At 62.0% G+C, this 17667-nt stretch carries 16 protein-coding genes; 7 read left to right on the forward strand and 9 right to left on the reverse strand.

The features are described 5' to 3' along the window. Positions 1-3: 3 nt before the first annotated feature. From K0P03_RS30725 to gmd, 5 genes are all read right to left on the reverse strand, one after another. Complete coding sequence (locus tag K0P03_RS30725; protein ID WP_272791606.1) at positions 4-1074, reverse strand: NAD-dependent epimerase/dehydratase family protein; 1071 nt, start codon at positions 1072-1074, stop codon at positions 4-6. 126 nt (positions 1075-1200) lie between these two features. Continuing rightward, positions 1201-2544, reverse strand: a complete 1344-nt coding sequence (locus tag K0P03_RS30730) for a glutamate-1-semialdehyde 2,1-aminomutase (RefSeq protein ID WP_130518818.1) — start codon at positions 2542-2544, stop codon at positions 1201-1203. Positions 2545-2640: 96 nt separating this feature from the next. Next, positions 2641-3300 (reverse strand): LuxR family transcriptional regulator, encoded by a 660-nt coding sequence (locus K0P03_RS30735; protein WP_037409046.1) that lies wholly within the window; start codon positions 3298-3300, stop codon positions 2641-2643. A 369-nt stretch (positions 3301-3669) separates the two neighbouring features. Continuing rightward, positions 3670-4641: a GDP-L-fucose synthase family protein gene (locus K0P03_RS30740; RefSeq protein WP_130518917.1), complete on the reverse strand. Its 972-nt coding sequence runs from the start codon at positions 4639-4641 to the stop codon at positions 3670-3672. Continuing rightward, a complete protein-coding gene (gmd, locus tag K0P03_RS30745) occupies positions 4634-5704 on the reverse strand; it encodes a GDP-mannose 4,6-dehydratase (RefSeq protein WP_023514181.1) in 1071 nt (356 codons plus the stop codon). The genes K0P03_RS30740 and gmd overlap by 8 nt, the downstream gene beginning before the upstream one ends. A gap of 257 nt (positions 5705-5961) precedes the next feature. Between gmd and K0P03_RS30750 the strand changes: the two genes are divergently transcribed. The 3 genes from K0P03_RS30750 to K0P03_RS30760 are packed head-to-tail and all read left to right on the forward strand — an operon-like array spanning position 5962 to position 9640. Continuing rightward, positions 5962-7224, forward strand: coding sequence for a glycosyltransferase family 4 protein (locus K0P03_RS30750; RefSeq protein ID WP_272791607.1), 1263 nt, complete (start codon positions 5962-5964; stop codon positions 7222-7224). Beyond that, on the forward strand, positions 7221-8462 hold the full coding sequence (locus tag K0P03_RS30755) for a glycosyltransferase family 4 protein (RefSeq protein WP_272791608.1): 1242 nt from the start codon (positions 7221-7223) through the stop codon (positions 8460-8462). The genes K0P03_RS30750 and K0P03_RS30755 overlap by 4 nt, the downstream gene beginning before the upstream one ends. Continuing rightward, on the forward strand, positions 8459-9640 hold the full coding sequence (locus K0P03_RS30760) for a glycosyltransferase (RefSeq protein ID WP_023514184.1): 1182 nt from the start codon (positions 8459-8461) through the stop codon (positions 9638-9640). The genes K0P03_RS30755 and K0P03_RS30760 overlap by 4 nt, the downstream gene beginning before the upstream one ends. On the opposite strand, the gene K0P03_RS30765 is transcribed toward K0P03_RS30760, so the two are convergent. From K0P03_RS30765 to K0P03_RS30775, 3 genes are all read right to left on the reverse strand, one after another. After that, positions 9641-10234, reverse strand: a complete 594-nt coding sequence (locus K0P03_RS30765; RefSeq protein WP_023514185.1) for a putative colanic acid biosynthesis acetyltransferase — start codon at positions 10232-10234, stop codon at positions 9641-9643. A gap of 137 nt (positions 10235-10371) precedes the next feature. Continuing rightward, positions 10372-11205, reverse strand: coding sequence for a glycosyltransferase family 2 protein (locus K0P03_RS30770; RefSeq protein ID WP_023514186.1), 834 nt, complete (start codon positions 11203-11205; stop codon positions 10372-10374). Positions 11206-11222: 17 nt separating this feature from the next. Then, positions 11223-12335 carry an MraY family glycosyltransferase gene (locus tag K0P03_RS30775; protein ID WP_165909403.1) on the reverse strand — a complete coding sequence of 371 codons (1113 nt, stop codon included), beginning with the start codon at positions 12333-12335 and terminating at the stop codon, positions 11223-11225. Positions 12336-12644: 309 nt separating this feature from the next. Between K0P03_RS30775 and K0P03_RS30780 the strand changes: the two genes are divergently transcribed. Further along, a complete protein-coding gene (locus tag K0P03_RS30780) occupies positions 12645-13358 on the forward strand; it encodes a class I SAM-dependent methyltransferase (RefSeq protein ID WP_272791609.1) in 714 nt (237 codons plus the stop codon). A 215-nt stretch (positions 13359-13573) separates the two neighbouring features. Then, positions 13574-14002, forward strand: coding sequence for a LuxR C-terminal-related transcriptional regulator (locus K0P03_RS30785; RefSeq protein WP_272791610.1), 429 nt, complete (start codon positions 13574-13576; stop codon positions 14000-14002). Between the two features lie 94 nt (positions 14003-14096). Here the strand turns inward: K0P03_RS30785 and K0P03_RS30790 are convergent, their stop codons facing one another. Further along, positions 14097-15392: a hypothetical protein gene (locus tag K0P03_RS30790; RefSeq protein WP_024271363.1), complete on the reverse strand. Its 1296-nt coding sequence runs from the start codon at positions 15390-15392 to the stop codon at positions 14097-14099. Positions 15393-15768: 376 nt separating this feature from the next. Here K0P03_RS30790 and K0P03_RS30795 point away from each other — a divergent pair, with 376 nt between their 5' ends. Both K0P03_RS30795 and K0P03_RS30800 read left to right on the forward strand, forming a co-directional pair. Further along, positions 15769-17097, forward strand: coding sequence for a tetratricopeptide repeat protein (locus K0P03_RS30795; RefSeq protein ID WP_272791611.1), 1329 nt, complete (start codon positions 15769-15771; stop codon positions 17095-17097). 28 nt (positions 17098-17125) lie between these two features. After that, positions 17126-17608 carry a hypothetical protein gene (locus K0P03_RS30800; RefSeq protein WP_130518833.1) on the forward strand — a complete coding sequence of 161 codons (483 nt, stop codon included), beginning with the start codon at positions 17126-17128 and terminating at the stop codon, positions 17606-17608. The last annotated feature ends 59 nt before the right edge of the window (positions 17609-17667 follow it).

Genomic DNA, 17667 nt, shown 5'->3' on the forward strand with positions numbered 1-17667 from the left:
GCCTCAAATGTGGATTTCCCGCATGGCGGCCGGGTTGGGTACCGCCGGGCGCCAGCGCAGGTCCGGATCGATTGCGCCGGTTTCGAGGAGCTGGCGGATCTGGCTGATACGCTGGTAGCGCGGACCTTCGAATTCTGTGAGGCTCAGCCCGGCGCTGCTATAGGCCGCATAAAGCTGGCGCGCGCCGGCCACCACGTCCCATTGCGGCTGGAACGCCGGCAGAACACGCGCGATCTTGCCGAAATCGACGCGATAGGAGCGTGCGTCCGGTCCGGCTTCCTGGGCATATTCCAGCCGGCACCCCGGCACGATCCGCGCGACGACGTCGGCGATCTCGCGGATCTGGTAGTTGTGTGCCGTCTGGCCGACGTTGAAAGCCTCGTTGAAAACGCTCTTTGCCGGCGCCTCCAGGGCCGCAAGGAAGGCCCGGGAAATATCCTCGATGTGCACGATCGGCCGCCAGGGCGTGCCGTCCGACTTCAAGAGGATGAGGCGCTGCGTCACGGCCCAGGCGACGAGATTGTTGAGCACGATATCGAAGCGCAGCATCGGCGACAGACCGTAGGCCGTCGCAGGCCGCAGGAAGACCGGACAGAACCGGGCGTCCGCAAGTTCGGCGATATCGGCCTCGGCCCGCACCTTGGAGATGCCGTAGGCGGAGACGGGATTGAGCGGTGCGTCCTCATTGACGAGATCAGCGCCGGCAAGGCCGTAGTTGCTGCAGGAAGAAGCAAGGAGGAGGCGGGAAACGCCTGCCTGTTTCGCTGCACGCGCAACCCGCACGCTGCCCCTGTGGTTGATGTCGTAGGTGACCTCGGGATCGAGATTGCTGAGCGGGTCGTTCGAGAGGGCGGCAAGATGGATCACTGCGTCGAAGCCGTCGAGGTCACGGGGCGAGATGTCGCGCACGTCCTTGAGCACGGAGGGAACATCGACTATCGCGCCACCCGGCGCGTAGGTGCAATGCCGGTAGAGCCTGGCATCGTAGCCATGCACGTCGTGTCCGGCGCGCAAGAGGAAAGGCACCATCACGGCGCCGATATAGCCCTGGTGTCCAGTCACAAGCACTTTCATGTCGAAAACCCCCATCTGACGTTCGGGGATGGTAGGCGTGGGGGGCGGTGACCACGATTGAGGACAAAGACGGCCTCCCCTGCCGGAACGGTGCAGTCGTCGCGTCACCGTACCCCTTTCGGCGGATCAGGCCTTGTGCGCAGCGCTGTTGTAGCGGCGAAAGACGACCTCGGAGGGCCGACCCACAAGGTGGCGCTCCACGCCGTCTTCGAGTGCCATCCGGTAGATGTGGAGCGCGCCGTCGAAGGCATCGATGGTCTGGTCTATATCGTCGTCGCCGTGCGAGTAGCTCACGACGAGCGAGGGGGCGAGCACGCCGCGGCGGATCGTTTCCTGAAGGAGCAGGGTGCGGAACAGCTGTGAGGGTTTTCCCGTCGCATCCCGTGTTCCGTAGGACAGACAGGCCGGGTGCCCGGCGACATTGACGTGGCGTTCCAGGCCGTGCCGGGTGATGATCTGGTCGATCCCTGCCTTCAGCCGCAGCCCCTGGCTGCGTAGATGCTCTATGACGGGCTCCTGCGCATAGACATGCATCGTCGCGATTGCCGCCGCCATGGCATGGGTCTCGGCACCATGGGTCGTCGACAGCAGGAAGACCCGCGGCTTCTCCACCTGCTCGATGCCGCCGAGGACCATGTATTCCCGCTCGCCGGCGAGAGCGGAGATGGCGAAACCGTTGCCCAGCGCCTTGCCGAAACACGAAAGGTCCGGCCGCACGGCATACTGCGCCTGTGCGCCGCCACGGGCCCAGCGAAGCCCGGTGATCATCTCGTCGAGGATGAACAGTGCGCCGTTGTCATGGCAAAGGTCTTTCAGGTTCTGGAGATAGCCCGGTGCAGGATCCTCGCCGCGCGAGGCCTCCAGGATGAGCGCGGCGATGGCGCCGGGATGGCGGGCGAAAAGTGCACGTGCATCGTCGAGGTCATCGTAGCGAAAGCCCAGTGTCAGGCTGCTGACCGCTTTGGGGATGCCGGCATTCATCTCGGTCGTGCCGATGAACCAGTCGTCCGTCGAGAAGAACGGATGGTCGCTGCACCGCGCGACGAGATCCCGCCCCGTCACCGCGCGGGCAAGCCGCACCGCACCGGAGGTCGCATCCGATCCGTCCTTGCAGAACTTCACCATGTCGGCTGTCGGGATCATGTCGAGGAAGGTCGAGGCACATTCGACCTCGATGTGCGAGGGCCGCGTGAAATTGCAGCCGAATTCGAGCTGTCGCATGACCGCATCGAGCACGTGGCGATAGGCATGGCCGAGGCCGACGGCCCGGTTGCCCATGCCGTATTCGATGTAGCCGTTGCCATCCACGTCCCAGACATGGCAGCCGTAGCCGTTGACGATGAAGCCGGGGGAGAGCACCGGATATTGGTCGTCGCCCTTGGCATAGGTGTGGGCGCCGCCGGGGATCATCGAATGCGCGAGATCGCGTAACCTGTTCGAATTGTCGAAATTCTGGATGAACCCGGCCATTGGTCAGTCCCCCCTCGGTTCCCTAGACCTACCACCGCAGGGGTAGCGCGCCATCCAAACCCTTGGGCGTGATGGACTGGCCGATAGAGGTAGGCCTCAGCTGAACAGCTCGTTGAGCTTGAAGATGACCTCCGTCCGGTTGTGGACCTTCAGCTTCTTCATGATGTTGCGGATATGCACCTTGACTGTGCTCTCCCTGAGCGCGAGTTCGTAGGCGATGATCTTGTTGGCCTTGCCCAGCTTGAGCATGGAGATGACCTCCTCCTCGCGGCTGGTGAACACCTCCGCCCGCTTACGCTCCTGCTGGTCGGCAACGGACATCAGGCGGCGCAGCTCCGGCAGGCTCTCGGTGGAGATGAAGATGCCGCCCGAAAGGGCAAGCGAGATCGCCTTGACGCAGACGGCGATGCCGACTGCCGACGGAATGAACCCCTTGATGCCGAGATCGAGCGCCGTGAGGACCTGGCGAAGGTCGTGATTGTCGGACAGGATGATGACCGGCAGCTCGGGAAATTTCGTAACGAGCATGCGAATGCTCTCTTCGATGCCAGACTCGGTGAAGTCATGGCTTCCAAGGCTGATCAGGAGGCCGCTCGAGTCTCCGGAATATTTCGCCATCCATGCTTCGATGGAGCTGAACAGCACGATCGTCATGTTGAGACCGTGCGATACGAGGCTCTGCGACAGACACTCGCGGTCAAGTGCCCGCTCGTCGATGATGTCGAGAACCGGTGCGCGGTAGAGCGACGGTTTCACGTTTACGGACGATGGAAAAGGGGAGGACGGGATTGTCCCGTTCAAACCTTTTCCGGTGCCGGACCCGATTATTCCCCTAACTTCAGTCACAGCGAAACTCCTGGTACATCACGCTTACGGTTGCGAATGTTTGGTCGCCGGGTCACACTCCTAAAACGGTTGCAACGTCAAAACTGAGTGTGACAAATGCGGTTTCCCCGCCTATCGGCGGCAGTCGTCTTCTCGTATTTTTCCACTTTCTACTATACCTCATTAAAAAGCGACCCGAACAGATTCGGAAAATACGTAATTATCACAATTGCTTATTGTAAATAGTGTTACTTTTAATCATGGGTTGTATCTTCGGCTGGCGTAACAATCAGTTGCACGCTAGGGATAGTCATGCCGTCCATGCACGCTGCGGCTCATCTTCTTCCATCGATCGTACAGTTCTTCGATACCGGCTCTCAGGCCAATGCTTGGTGCCCATCCGAGCGCGCGAAGGCGCGAGCAGTCGAGCAGCTTTCTGGGTGCGCCATCCGGTTTCAGGCTGTCGAAAACGATATGGCCGCGAAAATTGACGATGTCGGCGATGAGGAAGGCAAGTTCACCGATCGTGATTTCCTCGCCGGAGCCGATGTTGATCGGTTTCGGGCTCTCGTACTGCTTCATCAGGAAGACGCAGGCATCGGCAAGGTCGTCGACATGCAGGAATTCGCGCCGGGGCGTGCCGGTGCCCCAGACGACGACGCTGTCGCGATGGGCGATCTTTGCCTCATGCATCTTTCGGATCAGAGCTGGGATGACATGGGAGTGATCTAGGTCGAAATTGTCGTTTCGTCCGTAGAGATTGGTCGGCATGACGGAGATGAAGCGGTGGCCATACTCTTCCGCATAGGCGGCGGCAAGCTTCATGCCGGCGATCTTGGCGATCGCATAGGCCTCGTTGGTGGGCTCAAGGCTTCCCGTCAGAAGGGCCTCCTCGCGGATCGGCTGCTCGGCATGTTTTGGATAGATGCAGCTTGAACCGAGGCACATCAGCTTCTCGACGCCCAGCTCGGAGGCCGCCTTGATGACATTGACGAGGATGAGCAGGTTCTCGACAAGGAATTCAGCAGGATAGCGGGCGTTGGCGCTGATGCCGCCAACCTTCGCGGCGGCGATGAACACTGCCTCCGGCCTCGCCTTGCGCATCCAGTTCGCCGTGTCGGCCTGGGACGTCAGATCGACTTCGCTGCGCGGCACGGTCTGTAGATCGCAGGCTTCGCCCTGAAGGCGGCGCACGAGCGCAGAGCCCACCATCCCGCGATGACCGACCACCCAGACGCGTTTTCCGCGCAGATCATAGGGACTTTCATCCATGGAGGTCATTGCGGCCCTTCTCCCTCATCATGATGTTCACATCCGACATCACCATCTCCGAAACGAGATTGCCGAAGGAAACCGTCGGGCTCCAGCCGAGCCGGGCCCAGGCCTTGCCTGGGTCGCCGAGCAGGAAATCCACCTCGGCGGGCCGGAAGTATCTGGGGTCGATCTCGATGAGGCGCTCGCCGGTCTTGCGGTCGTAACCGACCTCATCGACCCCGCGCCCCTCCCACACGATGGTCCGCCCGACGACGTCGAAGGCGCATTCCACGAATTCGCGGACGGTGTGGACCTCCCCGGTGGCCAGCACATAGTCGTCGGGCGTATCCTGCTGCAGGATGCGCCACATGCCCTCCACATAGTCCTTGGCGTGACCCCAGTCGCGCTTGGCTTCGAGATTGCCGAGATAGAGCTTGTCCTGCATGCCCCATTCGATCGCTGCCACGGCGCGCGTGATCTTGCGCGTCACGAAGGTTTCGCCCCGCCGGGGGCTCTCATGGTTGAACAGGATGCCGTTCGAGGCGTGAAACCCGTAGGCCTCGCGATAGTTGACTGTCATCCAGTAGGCGTAGAGCTTCGCCGCGGCATAGGGGCTGCGCGGATGGAAGGGCGTGTCCTCCCTTTGCGCCGTTTCCCCCAGTCCGCCGAAGAGTTCCGAGGTCGAGGCCTGGTAGTAGCGGCAATCTGCGCCGAGCTTGAGGATACGCATTGCCTCGAGGATCCGAAGGGTGCCGAGCGCGTCCGTGTTCGCCGTGTATTCCGGTGTCTCGAAGCTCACCTGGACGTGGCTCTGTGCACCCAGATTGTAGATCTCGTCCGGCTGGACCTCCTGGACGACCCGGCAAAGGTTTGTCGCGTCGGTGAGATCGCCGAAATGCATCTGGAAGCGCACGCCGGGCGTGCGCGGATCGACATAGAGATGATCGACCCGGGCGGTGTTGAACGACGAGGACCGGCGCTTCAGGCCGTGCACATGGTAACCCTTCTCGAGGAGCAGCTCCGTCAGATAGGAGCCGTCCTGGCCGGTTACGCCGATGATCAGGGCTTTCTTGTCGGTCATGGCTCGCGCCCCCTCTCATTCTGCGAGAGTCAGCGAGCGGGCGGGGGATCACAAGGTGACCGTTCGAGCAGTGCGATGCGTTTCTCCTCCTCCGATAAGGTGAAACCCGCTGCCGGCAAGCCGAAGGTCTATACTCCTCCTGCGGAAGGCGTAGGACGGATAGGGCAGCGCGATGCGCCATAGCGCCTTTGGAGAGCTTGCCGGATGCGGTGCGGCTGGCAGGATCGTAGCCTCTGGAATTGAGACGGAGTGCGGTCGTGCGGGTCATTTTCGTCAATCGATACTTCCATCCCGACCAGTCGGCGACGAGCAGGATGGTCTCCGCCCTCGCCTTCGGGCTGGCGCGATACGGGACGGAGGTTACGGTTATCGCCAGCCGCAGCCGTCATGACGATCCGCAGAGCGTCCTTGCTGCTGATGAAACGGTATCCGGCGTCAATGTCTTTAGGCTCGCAACGAGCCGTTTTGGCCGCCACACGCTGCCGGGGCGGGCTGTGGACTACCTTTCCTTCCATCTCACGGCTTTCCTCTGGCTGCTCCACCATGCCAGACGCGGCGACATGGTCGTCGTCTGTACGGATCCGCCGCTGATCTCGCTCGCCTGCGGACTACCGGTGCGTCTGCGCGGTGGCCAGATGATCAACTGGATCATGGACCTCTTCCCCGAAACCGCCGTCGAGCTCGGCCTGTTTCGCAAGGCGCCAATCCTCGGCCGGCTTGCCGCGTATTTGCGTGACCGGTCGATCGTCCGGTCGCGGCTGAGCATATGCCCGACCGAGAGGATGGCGGATTTCCTGCGCCAGCGCGGCGTGCCGGCAGACCGCATCAAGGTATTGCACCACTGGTCGGATGCCACCGAGATCCGCCCGGTCGCAAGGGAGAGAAATGCTCTGCGGGCTGCCTGGAACTATGGCGAAAAATTCGTCGTCGGCTATTCCGGGAATTTCGGCAGGGCGCACGAATTTGCCACCCTGATCGACGCTGCGACCCTTCTGCAGGACAGGGCGGATATTGCTTTCCTGATGGTCGGCGGCGGTTACAAGCTTGGCTCGGTGATGGCTGCCGTGCAGCAGCGCGGCCTTGCGAATGTGGCCTTCAAGCCCCTGCAGCCGGCGGAGCGTATCGCCGAAAGCCTTGGCGTGCCGGACATACATGTCGTCTCTCTGCTCCCCCATCTCGAACATTGCATCATTCCGAGCAAGTTCTACGGCATTCTCGCTGCCGGCCGCCCGACGCTCTTCATCGGCGATCCCAAGGGTAGCGTCGCGGCTGTCATCGACGCGCAAGGCTGCGGCGTCACGGCTGCCATCGGCGATCCTGAACGACTGGCCGGCGTAATAGAGGCGCTTGCCGCCACGCCGGAGCGTGTGGCGGCAATGGGTGTAAAGGCGCGGGCCGTGCTTGAGGCGGACTACGCCTATGACCGTGCCCTCATCACCTGGCGCAAGCTCTTTCACGCGCTGGCCGAGGAGGGCACGCTTCCTGCCCGATCCCGCATCCTGGAGGAGGAGCCGTCGTGAACGAGACGATCGTCGTCAGTCAACTCGGCGCCCGTATGCATTATGCCGTGCCCCGGATCCTGGCGCGGGAAGGTCAGCTCGGCCACTTCTTTACCGATATCTGTGGTACGAAGAGTTGGCCCGCTCTGCTGCGAAAGCTGCCGCCCGGCCTTCTGCCAAGGGCGGTACGGCGCCTGACCGGGCGCGTTCCGAGTGGCGTTCCCGCCGAACTCATCACGGATTTCCCGCTGTTCGGCCTCAGATCCGGCCTCCGCCGTCTGCGCGTGGAAAACGATATCGAGGAAATCTCGCACGCCGTCTGGGCAGGCAGCCATTTTTCAACACTCGTCGCCAGCCGTGGTTTTCACGATGCGGCCGGCCTCTACGCCTACAGCGGCGATGCGCTGGAGCAGATGCAGGCGGCCAAACGTCTGGGCATGTGGACTGCCGTCGAGCAGATGGTCGCGCCGCGCACCGTGCTGGAAGCCATCCTTGCGGAGGAGATGCTGCACTTTCCGGACTGGGCCGGACCGCCGAAGCAGAATCCGTTCGCCGATACGCTCGCCGAGCGCGAACGAGCCGAATGGCGGATTGCGGACTGCATCGTCTGCCCCTCGGGATTCGTCCGCGACCATGTCGTGGCGGAGGGCGGTCCGGCCGAGCGCTGCGTCGTCGTTCCCTATGGCGTCGATGCCGAGGAGCGGTATGGCCCGGCGGGGCGTACGCCCGGGCCGCTCCGCGTTCTCACCGTCGGTGAAGTCGGGTTGCGCAAGGGCTCGCCCTATGTGCTCCAGGCCGCCGAACGCCTCGGCGCCGCTGCCCGTATCCGCATGGTCGGTCCCGACCGCTTGCCGCCCTACATTCGCCGCAGGATGGGCCGCTCTGTCGAGTTGAGAGGCATCGTGCCACGTCAGCAGATTGCCGCCGAGTACCATTGGGCGGACGTCTTTCTGCTACCCTCGCTCTGCGAAGGCTCGGCGACGGTCGTCTACGAGGCACTGGCCTCGGGTCTCCCTGTCGTCACCACCTACAGCACGGGCAGTGTCGTGCGTGACGGCGTGGAGGGGCTCATCGTGCCCGAGCGCGATCCCCAGGCGATCGCAGACGCCATCCGGCATCTCGCCGACAACGAGGACATCAGGGCAAGCATGTCGCAAAATGCCCGGCGAACCGCCCGGGACAACACGGTCGAAAAATATGGCCGTCGCCTTCTCGACGTGCTTACCCGTCTGCATGTGCGGCATGGCGTCGTGCCATGAAGATCGTGCACGTCATCACCTCGATGGATCCGGACAAGGGCGGTCCGCAGGCGGTGGTGATGCGGCTTGCGGCCGCGCAGGCCGACCTCGGCCACGACGTCCAGGTCGTCAGCCAGGCGGATCGGGAGGTCGTCACCCGTATGGTGGCGCTCGGCCGGCTCATCCCCGGCTTCGACCGGATCAGCTGGCATCTGCTTCCTCTGCCGGGGCGTGTCGAGGAGATCCTCTGCCGCAGGGCACGGGGTGTGCTTGCCCGCGTGCTCACGGATGCAGACCAGCTGCATCTGCATGGTGTCTGGGAGCCCATTCTCGTCGCCGCCGCAGCCATGGCGCGCCGGCTTGGCATTCCCTACTGTGTCTGTCCCGCCGGCATGCTCGATACGTGGAGCCTTTCCCAGAAACGCTGGAAGAAACGGCTGGCGCTGGCGCTTGGCTGCCGCCGAATGCTCGACAACGCCGCGTTCATCCATGCGCTAAACCGGGACGAGGTCGACCTGATGCAGCCGGTGGGCCTGCGTGCACCGGCCGAGATCATTCCCAATGGCGTCTTTGTCGAGGAATTCGAACAGCTCCCGTCGCCGGAGCCGTTCCTCGACTTGATCTCCCGTCCGAACGGCCGACGCTACGTGCTCTTCCTCTCGCGGCTGCATTACAAGAAGGGATTGGACCTGCTGGCCCACGCTTTCCGCCAAGTTGCGCAGGAATGTCCCGACGTCGATCTGGTCGTCGCAGGGCCGGATGGCGGGGCGGAAGATGATTTTCGCACGCTTGTGCGACGCTTCGGGCTGGAGAGGCGTGTCCTGATGGTTGGGCCGCTCTACGGCGAGACGAAGCTCCAGGCGCTTGTCGCCGCTGCGTGCTTCTGCCTGCCGAGCCGGCAGGAGGGGTTCAGCATTGCGATTACCGAGGCGCTTGCCTGCGGCACGCCCGTCGTCATCACTCACGCCTGCCATTTTCCGGAGGTGGCGATTGCCGGTGCCGGCGTGGTCACGACGCTGGAGCCGGCGGAAATTGCCCATGGCATGATCGAGATCCTTGAGAATTCCGGTGCAGCGGAAAGGATGGGAAGACGAGGGCGCCATCTGGTCTTCGAGAACTATACCTGGCCGCGCATCGCGCGCCTGACGACCGGCCTCTACGAAGCCTATGCGCCGCCCCATCCGCACGCCGCGGCGTGACTATTGCGCATCGTCTTCATGCCGGCGGCCGGCAACGGCGCGGGCCGGGTTTCCAATATAGACGGTCCAGGGCACAAGCGGCTTTACCGCCACGCCTCGTGCGCCGAGCACGGCTCCTTCGCCCACCACCGTTCCCGGGCCGACGAAGGCTTCGGCCGCGATCCAGCACCTGCGCCGCAGCACGATCGGCCGTGACACCAGAGGAAAGGCCGCCCGGTGAATGTCGTGCGTGCCGGTACACAGATGCGCGCGCTGGGAGACGATGGCCAGCGCCTCCAGTGTCACCGGGGCGATATTGTAGCAGATCACACCTGGCCCCATCGAGGCGTTCGGTCCCATGGTGAGGTTGCCAGGCCACCAGATGAAGGTCGTGCCGTGCACGATGGCCGTCGGGTCCAGCTTCGCGCCGAAGAGACGCAGCAGCCGATTGCGCCAGCGGTGGAGCGGCGGGGGTGTCCAGGCTGCAAGGCAGCGCCAGGTGATGAGCCAGGCGAGCCGCAGCAGCCGGAAACGAAGTGCGAAGGTCGGCCCGCCGAGGAGCGGCGAAGCGGAGGCTACGTCGTCGAAACGAGGATCATCGTAGCGGGACTTCATGGGCGAACGGTCTCCTCGATGTGAAACGACTGCACCAGCTCATCGTGTCCAAAAGGTGCGACCGTCAGGAGCCGGAGCCTCGTCCTTCCTACTCCTGACGGCGGCCTTGGGAGACGGGAGGCCTCCCCTGGCCCTGATCAGACCGGCAGGCCACTTTCGCGTCGTCGCAGTTCCTCGGTCTTGATGACGATCATGTATTCGTAGGCCGCAAGCAGACGGCAGTAGTGGTAGCCTTCCCGCCCATCGAGGAAGCCGCCGCGCAGGACATACATGTAAAGGAAGCGTGCGGCGGGGCGGAAGGGCAGCCGCATGGCGAGTTCCTTCAGGGCGCGCCTGCGCGTTTCCGGAACACGGCTCAGCACGTCGCGCCAGGGAACATGCTTTTCGCGCAGGCTGACGACCGTCTCGCGTGCCTCGGAGGAGGAGTAGCGATTGTGTTTCTCGTACCAGGCCGTCATGCCCTTGTTGAAGCTGTAGTGGATGAAATGTGCGTTGAGACGCCCTTCCGGACCGTCTGAAAAGCAGCGCGAATGCGCCTCCCGCTCGTAGCGTACGCAGTCCGGCCGAACGAGGCGGGTGATCCAGGTCGGATAGAGGCTGCTGTGTTTGATCCAGCGCCCCATGAACATGTTCTTGTAGCGGATGCGGTAGGAGGTCTCCGGCCGCGTCGGATCGCGGGCGATCGCCAGCATCTCGTCGCGCAGGTCCGGCGGTGTGATCTCGTCGGCATCAGGCGTGTAGACCCAGGGGTATTTGTACGCGATTTCCTTCAAGCCATAGGTGCGCTGTCCGGATTCCGTGTCGTGTACCCGCTGGTAGACGCGCGCGCCCGCAGCACGTGCGATATCCACCGTCCGGTCGGTGCTGTAGGAATCGAGCACCACGATGTCGTCACACCAATTCAGCGAGGCAAGGCAAGCGGGCAGGTTCCGCTCCTCGTTTAGCGTCATGATCAGCACGGAAATCGACATGGGCGCTTTCCCGCCTTTCACGGATGCAGATTGATCGAGGGCCGCACGATGCGGTGGAGGCGATGGCGAACCGAGGCTTCGACGGCCAGTACGAAGGCCGTGTGGGCGAAAGCGACGAAAAAGAGACCGATCGTCATCACCGACGCCGGCACGCCGGCGACCAGACCGAGATAGCCGACGCCGCCGCACAGGAACGACACCACGATGATGGTGTAGCTTGCCGCGGCCGGCGAAAGGCCGGTATCGATCAACAGGTGGTGCAGATGCCGGCGGTCGGCTGACATCGGGCTGCGATGGTCCAGCATGCGGCGCACCATCAGGCTGAGCGTGTCGGTGACGGGGATGATGACCAGCCACAGAAGAACCGGAAAAGGCAGGTCGTCCGTCCCGCCGGAAAGGCGCAGGACGAGATAGGCGATGATCGCTCCCAGGGTGGTGCTGCCGGCATCGCCGAGATAGACGGCGGCCTTCGGCCGCCACGGGCTCCGTGCATTGAAGATCAGGAAGCCGATTATCGCCGCGATGAGCGCCATGACCGGGAAGACGAGTCCCTCTTCGTTGAGATGCACCACAAGGAGAAGGATCCAGACCAAAGCGGCGACGGCACTGCCGCCCGCAAGACCGTCGATGCCGTCCATCATGTTCCAGGCGTTGACCAGCCCGACGATGAATGTGGCGGAGAGGATGAAAAGGCCTGCCGCGCCCCCGATCGCTTCCGGCGGCAGGAGATCGCCGAGGGAAAGCCGGCCAAGACCTTCCGTGGTGATCAGGGCCAGCGCGATCAGCACCTGTGCCAGGAAGCGGGTGCGGGCAGGCAAGGTAAACCGGTCGTCGGCGACGCCGAGGATCGTGATCAGGCCCATTGCAACCCAGAAGCCGAGCCCGAGGCTCAAGGGGCCTGACAGAAGGGTAATCCCTGCAAAAGACAGGAAGATCGCGATACCGCCGCAAAGCGGAATGGCGCCCTCATGGATCTTGCGATGATCCGGCAGATCGATCAGGTGCAGCGGAATTGCGAGCCGGCGCAGGAAAACGATCAGAAAGGCACTCAAGGCAAGGGAAGCTGAACTTTCAAGCAGCAGGAAAACCATCGGATCCCCCTTGTTGCGGCGCTCACCCTTCGTCATCACGGTGTTTGGCCGACGATGAAGCATAGCGAGAGACCCCAGGGGCTGAAAATTCCAGCAAAGGGGGAAGGTGCAATTGGTAAAGTACCGGAAGATGTTTGCACGCTCTGGTTTTCTACCTCGTTTCCGCCAGACACTCCGCCTTTTGGCCGAAGGGAGGGCATATGCGGCCACCACCTTCGACGCTCCAGCCTCGTATTCCATCGGTTTTGCCGCCGGTTTGGCTGAGGAGCCGCCTTACCACCAATGGTGCAAGGCGCTGCGCCGAAAGGACAGATGGTGCGCCTTCGGCGGCACCCGCATGCTCGCCCCATGGACACGATCGAGAGCCAGCGCACGTTCTGGAATGCATGGAACGCCGAAAACCGCGAGGCGCGCGTCGGCGAGATATCACGCCGTCAAGCTGAGATCGTTCTGGACTGGCTGGGCACGCTTGGTCGCGACGATCTGGATATCATCGAAGTCGGTTGCGGCACGGGATGGCTTTGTCCGCATCTCGCGCGCTTCGGCCGGGTCACCGGCACGGATCTGTCGGATGACGTGCTGCGGCGCGCGCAGCTCAGGTGGCCCCATATTAAGTTCATCGCGGGCGATTTTGCTGCGCTGCCTCTTTCCGAGGAAGCCTATGACGTCGTGGTGAGCCTTGAAGTTCTCTCGCATATTGCTGACCAGCCGGCGTTCATTGCCGGGATCATGCGGTTGCTGAGACCGGGCGGCATCCTGCTCCTTGCCACACAGAACAGGGCCGTTCTCACCCAGCGTTGCCATATCCCGCCGCCCCAACCGGGGCAGTTGCGCAACTGGGTGGACCGAAACGAGCTTCAAAAGCTGCTGGAAGCCTGCTTCGACGTCGAGCGGCTCGTTTCCGCCACTCCCGTCGCCCACAAGGGCCTGCGCCGCATCCTGGCAAGCCAGAGGCTGAACAATGTCCTGAAGACGATGGTCGGTGATCGTTGGCGCGACCTTCTGGAACGGCGTGACTGGGGCTGGACGCTGATGGCGATGGCGCGCAAGGCCGAACGATAAAATACCGAGTGATCGAAGTTGGGTCCGGTATTTTGCAGTCTTCCAAAGATCGGTTTGCCTTTGGTTGTAAAACCATCCTCCTGCTATCGTATTTCTGCGAATGGGCCGCTGAACCGCAAACAGGATGTTTTGCTCTCTTTGGTGAATAAATAAGCCTCCGTTCACGTTATTGAGTATGCCTTATCCTGTCGATGACGATCACACGGGAGTCATAGATGAAATCGCGACAAATTGCTCTGGCCATGGAGCCAGAAAAAGCCATCGCTACTGTCGGTGTCGCGAAGAAAATCTCTGAAATTCTCAGGGCGATTGCTCAAGAATTGGACAATAAAGGGATAAGTGAAGTAGATGTCCCATCTCAGATCGGGCCATTCTTCGAAATAAATGGGAAAAGACTATGCTTATATATAATTGACCAGTCGCGGGTGGCTGCTGCGCGAGTGAGCAACAATCTCCTGTCCACTTTGTCTCGGCGCCAGCATGAGATTCTCATGGAACTGGTGGAGGGGCGCTCGGCAAAGACCATCGCTGAGCGTCTTGGCATTCATCCAAGAACTGTCGAAGCGCACATACACCGAATTTACCAGAAAACCGGAACCCACGGGATTGCGCAGCTTATGGAAGTTTTCTTCGCGCAGCTTTAGCCGATGCCGGCTTCCTTCGAGATACGGTTATCCCCCCCATATCTCTTCAGAAAGCTACCGAGAGCTTGGTAGTATTTCGAGTTTTCCTGTAACTTTATCCCTGCAAATGAAGGCTGTGGCGCTTTTCCACAACAGGTGAAGGACAATCGCGCGTTGCGCGTGTAGCCGGGATCCGGGCGATCAGAAGCACCGGTATCATGAAGAGCGCAGTGTGTACCCAGGCGATGGCGATCTCGTTCGTGAAATGCGTCACGACAAGCATGCCCGGTATGGCGGACAACATGTAGAGCAGCTGCATGGCCGTGTTGCCCTGCATGGCGCACGAGTAGATGCCTGCCAGCAGCAAGGCGACCAGCGCGAACTTCAAGCATCCGAAGTAGGAAAACGAGGCGAAGGCATCCATCATGCCCGTTGGCGTCGTTCCTGGTGCCGGTTCGTAGCCGACCGCGTAGCGCACAGGGTTTCGAAAATAGAGTGCTTCCTTGCGTGCCGAACCGATGAGCTGGGCCGGCACATAAGAATGAACCAGCGTGTTCCAGTGGGTCGAACCGTAGTCATAGGCGTTGTTTTCGGAGACGTAGGAAAGCGAGAAGGCCAGATTGCGGAATTCCGGTCCGCCTTCCTTGATCAGCTTGTTCCAGTTTTCCGCAAGGTTGATGTCGAGGACTGCACGCCAGTTCGGCGCCCCGCTATAGTAGGTCGCCGCACGGTATTCGCCGGCGGCGAGCAGGCCGACAACGGCGAAGACCAGGCTCGACGCCACAACATACCGAGGTACGGCATATCCCCGGTGAAACCAGAGCGCGAGCGCTATCATCAAAGCGAGTTCCGCGGTCTCGCCACGCCGCCCGGCGATCACGATGCGATCAAAATAGAACACGAGGTCGAACAGAATGATCCACAGCGCCATCGACGAACGTCGGCGTGCGAAACACAGCAGCGCGATTGCAAGTCCGTAGGTTAGAAGCTTGGCGAAGAAGAGGTATGCGACGGCGGTTCCGGTGAGAAAACCACGGAGGCGCTGCTCATCGTCGAGCTGGCCGAACTTGTGAAAGAAGTAGGCGCCGATCAGCGACAGCGCGGCGGAGCAGGCAAGCAGCCGCTTTTCGCTGAAGTTGGCGTCCCAGCCCAATTTCGAATGCCGCCCCACCTCCCAGCCGATGGCGCACATCACAAGACACAACCAGGAAAAGAAGATTGCGCGCGTCAGGGCGCCGTCCTGCGGCATGAAGCGGTCGTTGATGAGGCCAGGGATCTGCGGCAGGACGAATGTCAGGAACATGGCGGCGGCGAGAAACGGAAAGCCGTAGAAGCCGCCACGTTTCCAAAGCCCCCAGCCCAGAAAGGCAAGGGAGGTCAGCAGGAGAAGCACTGTGCCGATCCATGCCATGGCGAACCTCCGGCCTTTCGTATCGCCATGATTGCGACGGAACGCCGGTAGCGCAACACAGCCATTCGACGTAGCGGACCACCGGCACCTCCGTGTCGCGCCGGCGTGTTCCGCTTTAAGGCGAGGCACAAAGGGCACTCAATCTGTCTTGCACTGGTCTGAACGCCACTGTCGAAGGTGGCTGGCATGTCTGCGACGGGGAAATGACTGGCGATCGTACAATCGGAGATGGTTTTCAGTATCGAGTGGCGCATCACTTTCAAAAAAATACAAAAGCGCTGTAACAGCGCTCTTGTTGCCCACGTAGGTGCATTTGTCGGTCGCCGTTCTTGAGGATCAGGAGGGCGCGGCCGCCTCTTCTCTACGGAGTGACTTGATGAGCATAGATTCATACGGTCTCGTGACCACGACAGACAGTCACGAAGCGCAAAGAGCTTTCGAAAATGCTGTATTCGGGCTTGCGGCGCATCGCCCGAATACAGCTGCTGAACTGCAGAAAGTGCTCCTGGCGGATCCCGATCATGTGCCGTCCCACGCATTGAAGGGGTTTGCCAATCTCATCCTGGCCCGCTCGGAGCTGCTTCCGACAACAAAGACGGCGCTTGCCGATGCGCGCAGGGCACTGGCGAAGAAGAAGGGCGGCTCGACGGATGAGCGGACCCTCGTGGAGGCCCTGGAGGCGGCGGCACGGGGCTGGTTCCGCCACGCCGCGGACATGCTCGAGGATGGTTTCGAGACGCGCCCGGCCACGTTCCTGCCGTTCAAGCTTTCCCACGCCCTCCGTTTCATGGCGGGCGATCAGGCCGGTATGCTTGCTGCCAGCAGCCGTGCGGCCCTGCGCCTCGATCCGGCAAGCAAGGCGGCCGGGTTCATTCTCGGTTGCCATGCCTTTTCGCTGGAGGAACACGGGCGCTATGACGAAGCGTTGCGGGTCGGCCGGCGGGCAGTGGCGCTGCAACCCGATGACGCATGGGGGCTGCATGCCGTGTCCCATGTGTTCGAAATGCGGGGAGACACGCGGCCGGGCATCGACTGGCTCGAAAACAGCCGCAGCACCTGGTCGCGCTGCAACAATTTTTCATTCCACATGGCCTGGCATCTCGGCCTTCTGCATCTAGAGGGTGGTGATCACGAGCGTGTGCTGCAAATCTACGATGACGAGGTTCGGCCGCAGCCGACCGACGACTTCCGCGATATGGCGAATGCGGTGTCCCTCCTGTGGCGTCTCGAGCAGTCCGGTGTTCATGTCGGGGAGCGTTGGGCGCAGCTGGCCGAGGTCGCCCATGGGCGCCGCCGGGATACGACCCTGGTCTTCGCGGCGCTTCACAATCTGGCGGCCATGGTTGCGGCCGGCGATCATCGCGGCGTGCGGGAGCTGGTTTCGGAAATCGACTTCAAGGCGTGGGGAAAGGGGGACCAGGCGCGGGTCGCCGCGGAAATCGGCGTGCCGATGGCACGCATCCTCGCCGGGCTCGATGCGCCGGCCGATCGCCAGAGCATCGACCGCATGGTCGCCAACCTGCCGAAGATCGGCGGCAGCAATGCCCAGCGTGATTTTTTCGTCCTCGCCCTGGCAAAGGCCGTCGGCAAGGGCGGCGACGGGGCTACCGTCTCCAGGATCGGCCGGATCCGCCAGAGGCTGAAGGCGGACGATCAGCTCTTCCAGTCGATCGAGCGTTCGGTCGGCATGCGCCTTTCGGCCTGAAACACATCGCCCAACACGGAGAACAGTCATGTCGATGATGGAAATGAACAAGGCAGCCATCTTTCCGGAAATCCGACCGGGTCTTGTGCGAACAGTCCTTTTTGCAGGACTTGCTGCCGACATCACCTGGGAAATCTGGGCGCGCCTGATCACGCCGTTGTGGGTCGGTGGTCCTCTGCAGCCGGCGGCCCTTGTTCAGTCGGTGTTCGGCTTCAACAACCTGCTGCTTGCGGAGGTCATCCACGCCATCGTCGGCATCGTCTTCTATCCGATCGGCTATCTGTTCATTGCCCGGCCGCTGCAGCGCCTGATTCTGCCGAAACTGCCGCTCCTCCTCACGGGCATCGGCTTTGGCATCGGGCTTTGGGTCTTCGCGCTCTATGTCATGGCGTATCTCATTGCCGGTTTCCCGCCGTTCCTCGGCTTCATCACGCTGACCTGGGCTTCGCTGGTCGGCCATGTCCTGTTCGGCATCGTCGTTGCCTTCGTCGTGCGCGCCGTCGAGCGATAGGAACCTTGCCGAAGGTGTACCGGCAACAGTCCATCGGCCTGCAACCGTAGAGAATCCAA

The sequence above is a fragment of the Shinella sp. HY16 genome (assembly GCF_028534175.1).
GTDB lineage: Bacteria > Pseudomonadota > Alphaproteobacteria > Rhizobiales > Rhizobiaceae > Shinella.